This window comes from Apilactobacillus sp. EABW-1NA (genome assembly GCF_030398685.1).
Lineage (GTDB): Bacteria > Bacillota > Bacilli > Lactobacillales > Lactobacillaceae > Apilactobacillus > Apilactobacillus waqarii.
Window position 1 is genome coordinate 21,694 of the sequence record NZ_JAPDKO010000005.1, and the last position, 13,862, is coordinate 35,555.

A 13,862-nucleotide genomic window follows, 5' to 3' on the forward strand; every position below is an offset into this window, starting at 1 on the left:
TATCCTAATATAGTGACCATTATTATGATAGAATGAAATAAGTATAAAAAATAGGAATAGGGGTGCCATTAATGCTAAGGATCTATAATACATTAACTCAAGAAAAAGACGTATTTAAGCCAATTAAGTCAAGAACAGTTGGTATGTATGTCTGTGGTCCAACAGTATATAACTATATTCATATTGGAAACGCGCGTAGTATTGTTGCATTTGATACTATTCGTCGTTACTTTGAATATTGTGGTTACCAAGTGAATTACATTTCTAATTTTACGGATGTTGATGATAAATTAATTAATGAAGCTAAAGAAGAAAACAGTACAGTAATGGATATTGCTAACAAGTACATTGAAGCCTACAAAGAAGATGTGGCTGCTTTGAACGTTGAACCAGCAACTGTTAATCCAAGGGCTACTGATAATATTGATGGAATTATTCAATTCGTAAAAGAATTGGTTGATGATGGTTATGCATATGCTGTTGACGGAGATGTTTACTATCGAGCAAGAAAGTTCAATGATTACGGTCATTTATCACACCAAAGCGTAGATGATTTGGAATCAGGAGCTAGCCAACACGTGTCAGAAGAAGAACTTTCTAAGAAAGAAGATCCAATTGATTTTGTTTTATGGAAGTCTGCTAAACCAGGCGAAATCTCATGGGATTCACCATGGGGTAAAGGTCGTCCTGGCTGGCACATTGAATGTTCAGTAATGTCTACCAAGTACTTGGGTAATACAATCGATATCCATGGTGGTGGGGAAGACTTGAAGTTCCCTCATCATGAAAACGAACGTGCACAAAGTGAGGCCAAGACTGGTGAAAAGTTTGTTAACTATTGGATGCACAATGGTTTTGTTACCGTTGGTGATGAAAACGAAAAGATGAGTAAGTCACTAGGTAACTTTGTGACTGTTCACGATATCGTTAAGAAGGTTGATCCTCAAGTAGTAAGATTCTTGATGTCAACTACACAATACCGTCGTCCAATTCAATACAACGAAACTAATTTACAGGCTGCAGAAAACAACCTAAACAAGTTAAGAAATGCTTACAATAACTTGAAGTATCGTCTAAGCGATGCAACAGATATTATTGATATGAAACTAGAACAAGAAATCAGACAAATTCAAGCAGATTTTCAAGATGCGATGGATGATGATTTCAATGCACAAAACGGAATTGATTGTGTATACGAACTAGCTAAACTTGGTAACATGTATGCGCAAAGACCTGAAGTAGGTAAGGATACTGTTAACCTAATTATTGAAAAGCTAGAAAAGATGGCTTCTATTTTTGGTGTTGTCTTCAAGGAAGAAACACTAGATGACGATTCAGTTCAAGCATTGATTGATGAACGTAACGAAGCTAGAAAGAACAAGGACTTCGCAAGAAGTGACGAAATTAGAGATCAACTACGAGACCAAGGGATTATCCTAGAAGATACTGCTCAAGGTACTCGTTTCAGAAGGGAATAAATGATGGAAAACCAGAACGTGGATTATAAACAGTTAAATGGAATTGCATTAGCATATCTTGGCGATTCAGTTTACGAAGTGTTCGTAAGAAAACACCTTTTAAACTTAGGGATTACTAAGCCTAACCGCCTACAAAAGTCAGCTAGAAAGTACGTGTCAGCAAAGGCTCAAGCAGCATTAATCGATTTGATGATTGAAGACGACATCCTAACAGATGAAGAGGATGCAGTGTTCAAGAGAGGTCGTAATGCTAAGAGTTACACACATGCTAAGAACACTAGCGTTTTGACTTACCGCCATTCAACTGGTTTTGAAGCCATGATGGGGTATCTTTCATTAAGCAAACAAGATGACCGTTTAGAAGAACTATCTAACTGGTGTATTGAACAAGTCGATGCTGGGAGGCCAAAATATGAAGACTAATGACCAAAGTGAATTTATAATCGGACGCCATCCGGTTGTTTCCGCTCTAAGAGGAAAGCAAGAAATCAACAAGGTTTTCCTACAAAATGGAATCAAGAAAGACGAAAAAAGTGTTGAAGAAATCATCAAGCTAGCTAAGCAAAAGCACCTAGTAATTTCAACTGTGCCAAAGCAAAAGTTAGACTTACTTTCAGATAATCAAAACCACCAAGGGGTGGTTTTATCAATCTCACCATACAAGTACGCAACCATTGATGAATTATTTGAAAACTCAGCAAAACAAGATGTACCACCATTCTTTTTAATTCTTGATAACATTGAAGATCCTCACAACTTGGGTTCAATTATCAGAACAGCCGACGCTGCCGGTGTTACTGGTGTGATTATTCCAAAGCACCGTGCTGTTGGTTTAACATCAACAGTTGCTAAGACATCTGCTGGTGCCATTGAAAGAATTCCAGTTGCTAGAGTGACTAACCTAGTTAACACTGTGAACGACTTAAAACAACAAGGCGTTTGGGTATTTGGAACTGACGTTAAAGGTGCAGATTACCGTCGTTGGGATGCCAAAGGACCAGTTGCCGTAATCATTGGAAACGAAGGTAAGGGAATTTCACCACTTCTAAAGAAGAACGTAGACGAAATGCTAACCATTCCAATGGTTGGTCAACTACAAAGTTTAAATGCCAGTGTTGCTGCTAGTTTATTAATGTATCAAGCTTATAATTCAAGAAATCCACTATAAGAAGGATTAAGCCAATGAAAAAACAACTATTATTAATCGATGGATATAACGTCATCGGAAATTGGCCTGAATTGAATAAGTTAAAGCTAGATAATCGTTTGGCAGATGCCAGGGATGAATTGATTAATATCATTTCCGAATATAAAAAATACCGCGACTTAGATATGAAGATTATCTTCGATGCGATGTATGTCCCTGGTTTATCAAAGAAAGATAAGAAGCATAACTTAGACATTGTTTGGACTAACAAAGATGAAACAGCTGATAGTTATATCGAAGCATATGCTAGGCAAAAGCAATCTAGATTTGTTCAGGTAGTCGTAGTAACATCTGACCAAGCTGAACAATGGACTGTTTTTTCAGCAGGGGCTTTGAGAATATCAGCACGAGAATTGCTTCGAGATGTTGAACGTTCAAAACGTGAGATTAAGACGCAGGTTCGTAGTTATACTAATCAATTAACTGGTCGTCGAACTCCTTGGTCTAATGATCAGTTATTGAGACTGGAAAAGCTAAGAGATAATTTAACAAATGATTAAAAGCTATATATATTTATACCGATTCGGTGAAATATAAATGAACAAATATTCGCTTGTTTATGATTATGTAACTATATAAATTATTTTATGTAATTATAATCAGAGGTGAATAGGTAATGAGATTTGACCAAAATAATATTGATATAGAATTAATTCTTGATTTTAAAGAAACAGGCAATGAAGAGTCACTGCAAAAGCTGTTTGATAAATACAAGCCGTTGGTTAATAAAGTGTGGCGTAATTATTACTTGCACGATATGGACATCGACGACTGGTATCAAGAATCAATGCTAGTAATGGTAAAAAACATTCGTAATTATGATGAAAACCATAAAGCGACATTTGGAACGTTATACCAAATTAGTTTAAAGAATCATCTATATGACATCTTAAGAAAAAGAAAAGCCAAAAAGCGGATGCCAGTTGATAAAATGGTTTCATATAATGCTAACGAGTTATACTTTCAAAACAGCTTGAAGGATAGAATCTTTTTAACGCCAGATCAATCAATGAATATCAAGATTTGCTATGAAGAGTTGATTGCTAGACTATCACCTTTGGAATCCGAAATTGCCTTTTGCTATCTAGAAGATTTGATTAATGAAAATAATTTTTCAATCGATAGATTAAAGCTGGCTTTAGCAAGACATCCAGAGAACGCTACTAATATAGTTGATAATTGTATTGCTAGGGTCAAAAATAAGTTAAAAAAGATTGTAAAAAAGGTCTATGACTAGCTATTAGCATAAATTGACTATCAAAAATATAAATGCTATTATGAATTTATTCAAAAGGGGGATGTATATGATGTCACAGAATAAAGTTGCTTTACAATGTGAGGTCTGCGGATCCCGTAATTACACAACCTCAGTGGGTAATAACCATGACAATCGATTAGAAGTAAAAAAATACTGTAAACATTGTGGCAAGGCTACGATGCATAAAGAAACACGTTAGTGGAGGAAAACTATGAAATTATTTAAGTTCTTTAAGAGTGTTGGTACTGAAATGAAACTAGTTGTTTGGCCTAATGGTCACCAAACTAGAATTGACACTACCATCGTAGTATCAATGTCAATTATCTTTGCAATCTTCTTTGCAATTGTTGACTGGGCAATTCAATCAGGATTACTATACCTATAATTTACTGTTTTAAATTATAGTAAATAGTGATATTATAATAGGTAGTTTGAAACTTCGTGAGTGCGGAGTTTTTTTATTTTGCAAAAAATCATAGAGGGAGCTAATTTTAATGGAATCAGCAGAAAAGCAATGGTATGTTATTCATACTTACTCAGGATACGAAAACAAAGTTAAGGCTAACCTTGATTCACGTAAAGAATCAATGGGTATGTCAAACTTTATCTTTAGAGTAGTTGTTCCGGAAACAGAAGAACACGAAGTTAAAGATGGTGTAGACAAGGCTAAGATGGAAAAGACTTTCCCTGGTTATGTACTAGTAGAAATGGTTATGACTGACGAAGCATGGTACATCGTTAGAAATACTCCAGGTGTTACTGGATTTATCGGATCACATGGTCAAGGAAGTAAGCCAACTCCATTGCTACCAGATGAAGTAGAACTAGTTCTAAGTCGTCTTGGCGTTTCTCAAGAAAAGCAAGAATTGGATGCTGAAGTGGGAGACACAATTACTATTATTGACGGTGCCTTTGCTGATCTTTCAGGTAAGGTTATCGAAAAAGATGACGAAAAAGGTAAGTTGAAGGTTAATATTGATATGTTCGGTCGTGCAACTACTGCTGAATTAAACTTTAACCAAGTACAACCAATTAGATAAAAATTTGGGTTGTTAAAAATATTTAAACGTGATATATTATTTGTTGTATGTTTACGCATACTTAAGTGGGAGGAGAAATCTCATCTCCAATTTTTACCACACACGGACTTAAGGAGGTATGTCTCGTGGCTAAAAAAGTAGCTAACGTAGTTAAATTGCAAATTCCTGCGGGTAAAGCAACACCTGCTCCTCCAGTTGGACCTGCATTGGGTCAAGCTGGTATTAACATTATGGGATTCACTAAGGAATTCAACGCTCGTACTGCTGATCAAGCAGGATACTTGATTCCAGTTGTGATTTCTGTATATGAAGATCGTTCATTCGATTTCATTACTAAGACACCACCTGCTTCAATTCTATTGAAGAAGGCTGCTGGTGTTGAACATGGTTCCGGTGAACCAAACACTAACAAGGTTGCTAGTGTAACTAAGGACCAAGTTAAGGAAATCGCCGAAACTAAGATGAAAGATCTAAACGCAGCTGATGTTGAAGCCGCAATGCGTATGATCGAAGGTACTGCACGTAGTATGGGATTCACTGTTGAAGGTTAATTCAACAATCATTTCTATACTGTAGTACCATAACACCTATTATTTAGGTGTTATGTGGGAGGTTTATCCGTTACAACCACAATTGCAAGGAGGAAAACACAGATGGCTCAAAAAAGAGGTAAAAAGTATCAAGATGCTTTAAAACAAGTAGACCGTAACAAGGCTTACTCAGTTGAAGAAGCTGTTGATCTTGTAAAGAAAATTGATTTTGCTAAGTTCGATTCAACTGTTGAAGTTGTATTTAACTTAAATGTTGACACTAAACAAGCTGATCAACAATTACGTGGTGCTGTTGTCTTACCAAACGGTACAGGTAAAGACCAAAAAGTTGTTGTATTTGCTAAGGGTGACAAGGCTAAGGAAGCTGAAGAAGCCGGCGCTGACTTTGTTGGTGAAGCAGACCTAGCTGAAAAAATCCAAAACGGTTGGTTAGACTTTGATGTTGCTATCGCAACACCAGACATGATGGCTCAAGTTGGTCGTCTAGGTCGTGTTCTTGGACCAAAGAACTTAATGCCAAACCCTAAGACTGGTACAGTTACTATGGATGTTAAGAAGGCCGTATCTGATTCTAAATCAGGTAAGGTTACTTACCGTACTGACCGTGACGGAAACGTTGCTGTTATCATCGGTAAGTCATCATTCGATGCTGACAAGCTAGTTGGTAACTTCAAGGCTATTGAAGACTTGATCGTTAAGAACCGTCCAGCTTCAGTTCGTGGTACTTACATCAGTAACCTATCAGTTTCAACAACCTTTGGACCTGGTGTAAAGGTTGATCTAGAATCATTCTAAAGTTAAGTAATTAATTTGGAATTTGAAAATCCCTATTGACCAAAGTTTATATATATAGTAAACTACTATTTGTTATAAAAATTGATATCTACCTAAGACTTGGGTGGTACTTGTACCTTAATATCCCAACGAGGACACTTAAAACGGTTTCTCTATGTCTAGGTGGCATAGGGATTTTTTATTAAATCCCAAAAAATATTGGGAGGTGAAACAATGCCAAAGAAAGAAGTAATCGACGCTAAAGCTAAACGTGTAGAAGCTGTTACAGAACAATTCAACAATGCTACTACTGCTATTGTTGTTAACTACCGTGGTTTAAACGTTGCTGAAGTAACTGACCTACGTAAGCAATTACGTGATGCAGGTGTTTCATTCAGTGTTATCAAGAATAACATTGCTGTACGTGCATCTAAGGAAGCAGGTTACGAAGAATTAGGTGACTTATTCAAGGGTCCTACTGCTGTAGCATTCTCTGATGAAGATCCTATTGCTCCAGCTAAGGTATTAAAGCATTTTGCTGATAACACTGATGCTGTTGAAATCAAGGGTGGTATTCTTGAAAACAAGATTGCTACTCTACAAGAAATTGACGAATTCGCTTCATTACCAAGTCGCGACGAATCAATCTCTATCCTTGCAAGCATGTTACAATCACCTGTTCGCAAGTTTGCTATTGCTGTTAAAGCAGTTGCAGAAAAGGGCGATGGCGACGCAGCCTAAGCTCATAATATAAAATTATAACTATCCAAATTGGAGGAAATTAAAATGGCTTTTGATAAAGATAACATTATTGAACAAATTAAAGAAGCTTCAATCACTGACCTAAACGACTTAGTTAAGGCAATTGAAGAAGAATTCGACGTTACTGCTGCTGCAGCTGTTGCTCCAGCTGCTGGTGGTGCTGATGGTGCTGCTAAGGACTCATTCACTGTAGAACTAACTTCTGCTGGTAGCCAAAAGGTTAAAGCAATCAAGGTTGTACGTGAAATCACTGGTCTAGGTCTAAAGGACTCAAAGGACTTAGTTGATGGTGCTCCTTCAGTAATTAAAGAAGACGCTAAAGAAGACGAAGCTAACGACATCAAGGCAAAACTTGAAGAAGTTGGTGCAGAAGTTACTCTTAAGTAATTTCCCTTTAAAAGAACGTGTGATTTATCACACGTTCTTTTTTTGTACATATTTTGATATAAAGCCTTGTGCCAACAATTATTAATTGAGATAATAGTAGTAATAAGATTTATGGAGGAAACATAATTGAAAGCTTTATTTAAGAAATGTGGAGATTGGATCAATCGACATATGACTTTGGTAAAAGTCTTATTCGTGATATTCGTTTTAGCCGTTGTTGTACACGTTATCTTCTCTGTTTCAAAGGAAATTAGTGGAAGACAAATGGCTGAAAGTTTTTCAAGACTATCACCATTGTCGATTGTTATCATGATAATTTTGGGATTTATCGCGGTTTCACCGATGTTAATATATGATTTTACAATCGTTGATTTTCTACCGGGTAAGTTTAAAAAATCATATATTATAAAGACAGGGTGGATTACCAATACACTTACTAACATCGCCGGTTTTGGTGGTGTGTTAGGTGCAAGTATGCGTTCTAGTTTTTACAGTGAAAACGCAACTAAAAAACAAATATTATATGCAATCTCTAAGATTGTTATTTTCTTATTAGCCGGACTATCCACATACTGTTGGGTAGCAATTATCATGATGTTTAGTTTCGGTTTTGGAACTAATAGTCATGATTGGTGGTGGTGGATTGTACTAGTACTTGGCGGACTATATTTCCCAATTTTATTTATCATCACACGATTAAATGATTCAGACTATTTCAAAGATTTAACCTCTAAACTAGAAATCCAATTAATTGTTGGATCATGTCTAGAATGGTTAGGTTGTGCTGGATTATTCATGGCGATTGGTGCATTCATGCATCAACCAATTAATCTACTAGCCGTATTTCCAGTATTCGTTGTTGCAAACGTAGTAGGGGTTGCTTCATTAGTTCCCGGGGGACTTGGAAGTTTTGAAGGAACAATGCTAGTTGGATTAATGTTCATTGGTGTTAGACCAAGTGATGCAGCAGTATGGTTAATCCTATACCGTGCTTTCTACTACATTTTCCCAGTGTTCTTGGGAATTATTTTCTTAGTAGTGGATGTATTCCAACGTTTCAACAACTTCTTAGATGGTATTCCAAAGCTAATTCTACAAAGATTAGCTCACATGTTTATCACTATTTTCATGTACTTCTCAGGAATCATGATGCTATTACTAGCCGTTATTCCTAACTTAGTGCTAGTTAATAGATTCTATATATCACTGGAACCTTATTCGTTCTACTTCTTAGATCAACTAAGTACTGTTATCGTGGCATTCCTATTAATTGGTTTTGCGCGTGGATTTGGTTCAAAGGTGAAGAAGGCATTCTGGCCAACAGCGGTCATTTTAGTAATTGCCTTATGGAACACACTTTGGAAGGAAGACTTCCCAACCAACATGGTAGTTATGTCCGTAATTCTACTAGGATGTTTATGGTTAAGTTACAAGGTATTATACAGACAAAAGTTCACATATTCATGGGGACATGCGTTAATTGATTTGCTAATATTCGTTAGTGCGTTTGTCGTATACTTAATCATTGGTTTACTAACAAACTTCAAGTTTGCGGTATTCCACTGGACTAACTCATACCTATTACCATCACCTCAAGTGTGGTTTGCAGGTCTATTAGGATTGATTTTAGCTTTCCTAATCTTAGTTCTAACTTTCCGTTTCTTATCATACTCAAAGGTTGATTGGTTAAACCAACCTTTTGATGGCGATAGAGTATCTAACGTTATTAATGAATTTGGTGGAAACGAAGTAAGTCACTTAGCTTATGTTCGTGATAAGAGCATCTACTTCTACCAAGAAGATGGTAAAGACCAACTATTCTTCATGTACAAATGTCGTGCTAACAAGATTATGATCATGGGTGAACCGATTGGTAACATGGATAAACTTGAAGATGCAATCGATAAGTTCATCGAAGATAGTGACAACATTGGTTACTCACTTGTTTTCTATGAAATCGGTGAAGAACTAACAATGTTACTTCACGAAAAAGGATTTAGTTTTACCAAGGCAGGGGAAGAAGGTCACGTGGCCTTAGATACATTCTCAATTGCCGGTAAGAAGCATCGTGGTGAAAGGGCCTTGATGAATAAATTCGACCGTGACGAATACAAATTTGAAATTATTCAACCACCATTCTCAACATCCTTCATTGATGAATTGAGAGAGGTATCTGACAACTGGTTGAAGGGTAAACCTGAAAAGGGATTCTCATTAGGATACTTTGACAGTTACTACCTAAACCAAGCACCAATTGCTGTAATGAAGGATAAGGACAACAAGGTTGTTGCCTTCGCCAACATCATGCCAACTGGTGACCATGAAATGACATCAATTGATTTGATGAGATCAAGCGAAGATGCACCATCAGGAATAATGGATGGAATCTTCATTAACTTGTTCAACTATGTAAAAGATGAAGGATATAAGTATTTCAACCTTGGAATGGCTCCATTATCAAACGTTGGTGAATCAAGATATAGTTTTATTGACGAAAAGATTTCTAACTTAATCTACAAGTACGGAACTGCATTCTACAGTTTCCAAGGATTAAGATCTTACAAGGAAAAATACGTTAGTGAATGGACACCTAAGTACATCTCATACCGTCGTGGAAACTCACTAGTATTCACCATGCTTCAATTGCTAGTATTGGTAAATGAACATGTTGATGACACACCATGTGAAAAGAAATCAATTTGGAAGAGATTATTCAAAAAATAGGCCATTTTAGCCAACTTAAATAGAGTAAATAAAAATACCCGATATAGATATTAATAATTCTGTATCGGGTATTTTTTTGCATCTAGAGGAATAAAAAAAGGGTGAAGTAATTAAACTTCATCCTCTTTTTATTTATGATTATTTGTTATCTTTTGGATACCAAATCTTGTAATCGTCATCCTTCATAGCTTCAACTTCACCTAGACGGTAACCGTTACCGACTTGTGAGAAGAAGTCATGGTTAGCTGTTGATGTTGAGATACCATTCATAACGATTGGGTCAACGTCTTCAGCATTATCAGGGAATAGTGGATCTTGACCTAAGTTCATAAGTGCCTTGTTAGCATTGTATCTGATGAACTTCAATACGTCGTCAGTCCAACCAACTTGGTCATATAGAATGTGAGTGTATTTTTCTTCGTTTTCGTATAAGTCATACAAGAAGTTGTACATCCAATCCTTTAGGTCTTGTTGTTCGTTTCCACCTAATTGATTGAAACCAAGTTGGAACTTGTAACCAATGTAAGTTCCGTGAACAGATTCATCACGAAGAATTAACTTAATGATTTCGGCAACATTCGGCAACTTGTTGTGACCTAAGTACCATAGTGGGGTGTAGAAACCAGAGTAGAATAAGAAGGTTTCTAGGAATACACTTGAAATCTTTTTCTTCAATGGGTTTGAATCATCATGATATAAGTCATAAATCTTCTTAGCCTTGTTTTGAAGGAATTCTTCTGAATCACTCCAGTCAAAAATTTCTGATATTTCGTCAGGAGTGTTTAGAGTAGAAAAGATTGATGAGTAACTCTTAGCATGGACGGATTCCATGAATTGAATGTTGTTTAAAACAGCAGTTTCGTGTTGAGTGGCAACATCTTTTCTAAGTGCGGCCATACCATCTTGTGATTGTAGTGTATCAAGTAAAGTTAGACCACCAAAGACATGACCAACTAGCCATTTGTGATCGTCATCTAACGTTCTCCAATCAGCTAAATCGTTAGATAAAGGGATTCTAGTATCTAACCAGAATTGTTCGGTTAGTTTTTCCCATGTCGCTTTATCAATTTGGTCGCTTACAGCATTCCAGTTGATAGCTTTGTAATTATCCATTGTATAAATTCTCCTAACTAATTAGATTGAACAACTTTCACATTCGTTAACACCGACTTCTTGGTTATCATCAGTGTAAGTTCTGACATAGTATAGTGACTTAATGCCTTTAGCGTGAGCGTAGTTACGTAGGATAGTTAAATCACGAGTAGTCATTTTATCAGTTCTACCGTTCTTCCATTCGTATAGACCTTCAGGAATTGTTGAACGCATGAATAGAGTAAGACTCATACTTTGATCAACGTGTTTTTGAGCAGCAGCGTAGGTATCAATAACTTTTCTCATGTCAATGTCATAGGCTGACTTGTAGTACTTAAGAGTTTCGTTTGATAGGTATGGAGCTGGGTAGTAAATCTTACCAGTCTTTGATTCATATCTTTCTTCGATACGACTAATGATAGGATGCAAACTAGCAGTTGAATCATTAATGTATGAGATTGAACCGTTTGGTGCAACAGCCATTCTGTTTTGGTGGTATAAACCATCCTTCATAACAGCTTGTTTTAATTCTTCCCAATCGCTTTGGTTTGGAACAAAGATGCCATCGAATAGTTCTTTTACTCGGTCAGATTTTGGACCCCAGTCTTCGGTAGTGTATCTATCGAAGTATGAACCATCAGCATATTTACTCTTGTCAAAGTTGTGGAAAGTTTCGTTTCTTTCAGCAGCAATCTTGTTTGATGCAACTAAAGTCCAGTAGTTTAATAGCATGAAGTAAACACCAGTGAATTCGATTGCTTCGTCAGAACCGTATTCGATTTGGTTTTTAGCTAAGAAACTGTGAAGACCCATTCCACCAAGGCCAATACTGTGTGATAGGGCGTTACCACGTTGGATTGATGGAACAACGTTGATGTCTGAATGATCAGTAACGAAAGTTAAGGCACGAACCATTGCGTCAACTGACTTACCAAAGTCAGGGCTAGCCATTAAGTTAACGATATTAGTTGAACCTAAGTTACATGATACATCAGTACCAAGTTTTTCGTAGTGTTGTTCGTTATCAACAGTAGAAGGTTCTTGTACCTGCATGATTTCTGAACATAGGTTACTCATAACAATCTTACCGTCAATAGGGTTTTCCTTGTTAACAGTATCGATGTTAATGATGTAAGGGTAACCTGATTCTTGTTGTAATTTACTAATTTCGGTTTCTAGTTCACGAGCGTTAATCTTAGTCTTCTTGATTTCATCATTTGCGACCATGTTGTCGTATTCTTGGGTGATATCAACATATGAGAATGGAACGCCGTAAATTCTTTCAACATCGTATGGACTGAATAGGTACATTTCATCATCGTTTTGAGCTAGTTCATAGAACTTGTCAGGAACAGTAACAGCAAGTGAAAGAGTCTTAACACGAATCTTTTCGTCGGCGTTTTCTTTCTTAGCTGATAGGAATGAGATGATGTCTGGATGGAATACGTTTAGGTAAACGGCACCAGCACCTTGTCTTTGTCCTAGTTGGTTTGAGTATGAAAAACTGTCTTCTAGAAGTTTCATAACTGGAACAACACCAGAAGCAGCACCTTCGATATGCTTGATTGGATCCCCTGCAGCACGTAGGTTAGAAAGGTTAATTCCAACACCACCACCAATACGTGATAGTTGTAGGGCTGAATTAATAGTTCTACCAATAGTGTTCATATCGTCAGTAGGTTGAATTAAGAAACATGATACGAACTCACCACGACGTTTTCTTCCGGCATTTAGGAAAGAAGGGGTGGCTGGTTGGTATCTTTGGTGAACAATTTCATCTGCTAAGTTCATAGCAAGTTCTTCATCACCATCAGCAAAGTATAGTGCGTTGATAGCAACACGATCGATGAATTGTTCTAGGTAGTAGTTACCATCATCAGTCTTTAGGGCGTATTGAGCATAGAATTTGTATGCGGCCATAAAAGATTTGAACTTAAAGTTTTGACTTTCCAAGTAGTCGTAGATTTTTTCAATAAATGAAAAGTCATATTTGTTGATGAATTCTTCTTCAAGGTAATCATTATCGATTAGAAAATCGAATTTTTCTTTTAGAGAACCAAACTTTTTAAGGTTAGGTTCAACATTTTCTTTGATGAAGGCTTCAAGCGCTTCTTTATCTTTATTTAATTGAATCTTATCATCCTTAGGGATGTTAATTTCATTATTTAGGTCGTAATAGGTTACGTCCTTCAAATCTTTCAACGACATGCTTAAACCACTCTTTCATTAGTAAAATTAAACTTGAGAAAAAACAAGGCGAGACCATTAGCGGTTTCGCCAAAAACAACATTTTATATTATAATGAATAATACGTAATTTGAAATTAAGCTAGTTGGCTTAATTGATCTGGTCTAAATCCGGAAATTGAGTCAATACCATCTGCTTCTACAACTGGTAGTGACATGAATCCTTTTGATTTTAAGTATGAAACATATTCGGGTTCTTCGTTAATGTTTCTTTCGATAAAATCAATATCGTGTTCGCTTAAAAAGCGCTTAGTCATTTTGCATTGCATGCAATTATTCTTTGAGTATACAGTTACTTGTGCCATGGTATTGCTCCCTTTCTCTTGATGAAATATGTAAGATA

General features: G+C 36.5%; 16 protein-coding genes and 1 other annotated feature. Of the genes, 13 read left to right on the forward strand and 3 right to left on the reverse strand.

Translation table 11 applies throughout. From position 1 onward, the window contains the following. The first annotated feature begins 71 nt into the window (after positions 1-71). The 13 genes from cysS (at position 72) to mprF (ending at position 10,181) form a co-directional block, all read left to right on the forward strand. The gene (gene cysS, locus OEZ61_RS02360; protein ID WP_057197551.1) at positions 72-1,478 is read left to right on the forward strand and encodes a cysteine--tRNA ligase; all 1,407 of its coding nucleotides are present in this window, start codon (positions 72-74) and stop codon (positions 1,476-1,478) included. Beyond that, positions 1,479-1,901 (forward strand): Mini-ribonuclease 3, encoded by a 423-nt coding sequence (locus OEZ61_RS02365; protein ID WP_041152510.1) that lies wholly within the window; start codon positions 1,479-1,481, stop codon positions 1,899-1,901. Next, the gene (gene rlmB / locus OEZ61_RS02370) at positions 1,891-2,646 is read left to right on the forward strand and encodes a 23S rRNA (guanosine(2251)-2'-O)-methyltransferase RlmB (protein WP_034531897.1); all 756 of its coding nucleotides are present in this window, start codon (positions 1,891-1,893) and stop codon (positions 2,644-2,646) included. The genes OEZ61_RS02365 and rlmB overlap by 11 nt, the downstream gene beginning before the upstream one ends. A 14-nt stretch (positions 2,647-2,660) precedes the next feature. Then, the gene (locus tag OEZ61_RS02375; RefSeq protein ID WP_053791535.1) at positions 2,661-3,185 is read left to right on the forward strand and encodes an NYN domain-containing protein; all 525 of its coding nucleotides are present in this window, start codon (positions 2,661-2,663) and stop codon (positions 3,183-3,185) included. Between the two features lie 116 nt (positions 3,186-3,301). After that, complete coding sequence (locus OEZ61_RS02380) at positions 3,302-3,922, forward strand: sigma factor (protein WP_053796345.1); 621 nt, start codon at positions 3,302-3,304, stop codon at positions 3,920-3,922. A 70-nt stretch (positions 3,923-3,992) separates the two neighbouring features. Then, positions 3,993-4,142: a 50S ribosomal protein L33 gene (rpmG, locus tag OEZ61_RS02385; RefSeq protein WP_041152584.1), complete on the forward strand. Its 150-nt coding sequence runs from the start codon at positions 3,993-3,995 to the stop codon at positions 4,140-4,142. Positions 4,143-4,154: 12 nt separating this feature from the next. Next, the gene (gene secE / locus OEZ61_RS02390) at positions 4,155-4,328 is read left to right on the forward strand and encodes a preprotein translocase subunit SecE (RefSeq protein WP_034531900.1); all 174 of its coding nucleotides are present in this window, start codon (positions 4,155-4,157) and stop codon (positions 4,326-4,328) included. A 109-nt stretch (positions 4,329-4,437) separates the two neighbouring features. Next, complete coding sequence (gene nusG / locus OEZ61_RS02395) at positions 4,438-4,983, forward strand: transcription termination/antitermination protein NusG (RefSeq protein WP_034531901.1); 546 nt, start codon at positions 4,438-4,440, stop codon at positions 4,981-4,983. A 125-nt stretch (positions 4,984-5,108) separates the two neighbouring features. Further along, positions 5,109-5,534, forward strand: a complete 426-nt coding sequence (rplK, locus tag OEZ61_RS02400) for a 50S ribosomal protein L11 (RefSeq protein ID WP_034531902.1) — start codon at positions 5,109-5,111, stop codon at positions 5,532-5,534. A gap of 102 nt (positions 5,535-5,636) precedes the next feature. Then, positions 5,637-6,329: a 50S ribosomal protein L1 gene (gene rplA, locus OEZ61_RS02405; protein WP_034531903.1), complete on the forward strand. Its 693-nt coding sequence runs from the start codon at positions 5,637-5,639 to the stop codon at positions 6,327-6,329. 73 nt (positions 6,330-6,402) lie between these two features. After that, positions 6,403-6,518: a sequence feature (ribosomal protein L10 leader region), on the forward strand. 24 nt (positions 6,519-6,542) lie between these two features. After that, positions 6,543-7,049, forward strand: coding sequence for a 50S ribosomal protein L10 (rplJ, locus tag OEZ61_RS02410; protein WP_034531904.1), 507 nt, complete (start codon positions 6,543-6,545; stop codon positions 7,047-7,049). A gap of 45 nt (positions 7,050-7,094) precedes the next feature. Then, positions 7,095-7,457, forward strand: a complete 363-nt coding sequence (gene rplL, locus OEZ61_RS02415) for a 50S ribosomal protein L7/L12 (protein WP_034531905.1) — start codon at positions 7,095-7,097, stop codon at positions 7,455-7,457. A 126-nt stretch (positions 7,458-7,583) separates the two neighbouring features. Beyond that, positions 7,584-10,181, forward strand: coding sequence for a bifunctional lysylphosphatidylglycerol flippase/synthetase MprF (gene mprF, locus OEZ61_RS02420; protein WP_290046830.1), 2,598 nt, complete (start codon positions 7,584-7,586; stop codon positions 10,179-10,181). Between the two features lie 138 nt (positions 10,182-10,319). Here mprF and nrdF read toward each other — a convergent pair whose 3' ends face one another. The 3 genes from nrdF to OEZ61_RS02435 all read right to left on the reverse strand — a co-directional run bounded on the left by nrdF (position 10,320) and on the right by OEZ61_RS02435 (position 13,824). Continuing rightward, complete coding sequence (gene nrdF, locus OEZ61_RS02425; protein WP_041152513.1) at positions 10,320-11,294, reverse strand: class 1b ribonucleoside-diphosphate reductase subunit beta; 975 nt, start codon at positions 11,292-11,294, stop codon at positions 10,320-10,322. Positions 11,295-11,315: 21 nt separating this feature from the next. Continuing rightward, a complete protein-coding gene (gene nrdE, locus OEZ61_RS02430) occupies positions 11,316-13,481 on the reverse strand; it encodes a class 1b ribonucleoside-diphosphate reductase subunit alpha (protein WP_041152514.1) in 2,166 nt (721 codons plus the stop codon). A 115-nt stretch (positions 13,482-13,596) separates the two neighbouring features. Continuing rightward, a complete protein-coding gene (locus OEZ61_RS02435) occupies positions 13,597-13,824 on the reverse strand; it encodes a redoxin NrdH (RefSeq protein WP_034531908.1) in 228 nt (75 codons plus the stop codon). Between the last annotated feature and the right edge of the window lie 38 nt (positions 13,825-13,862).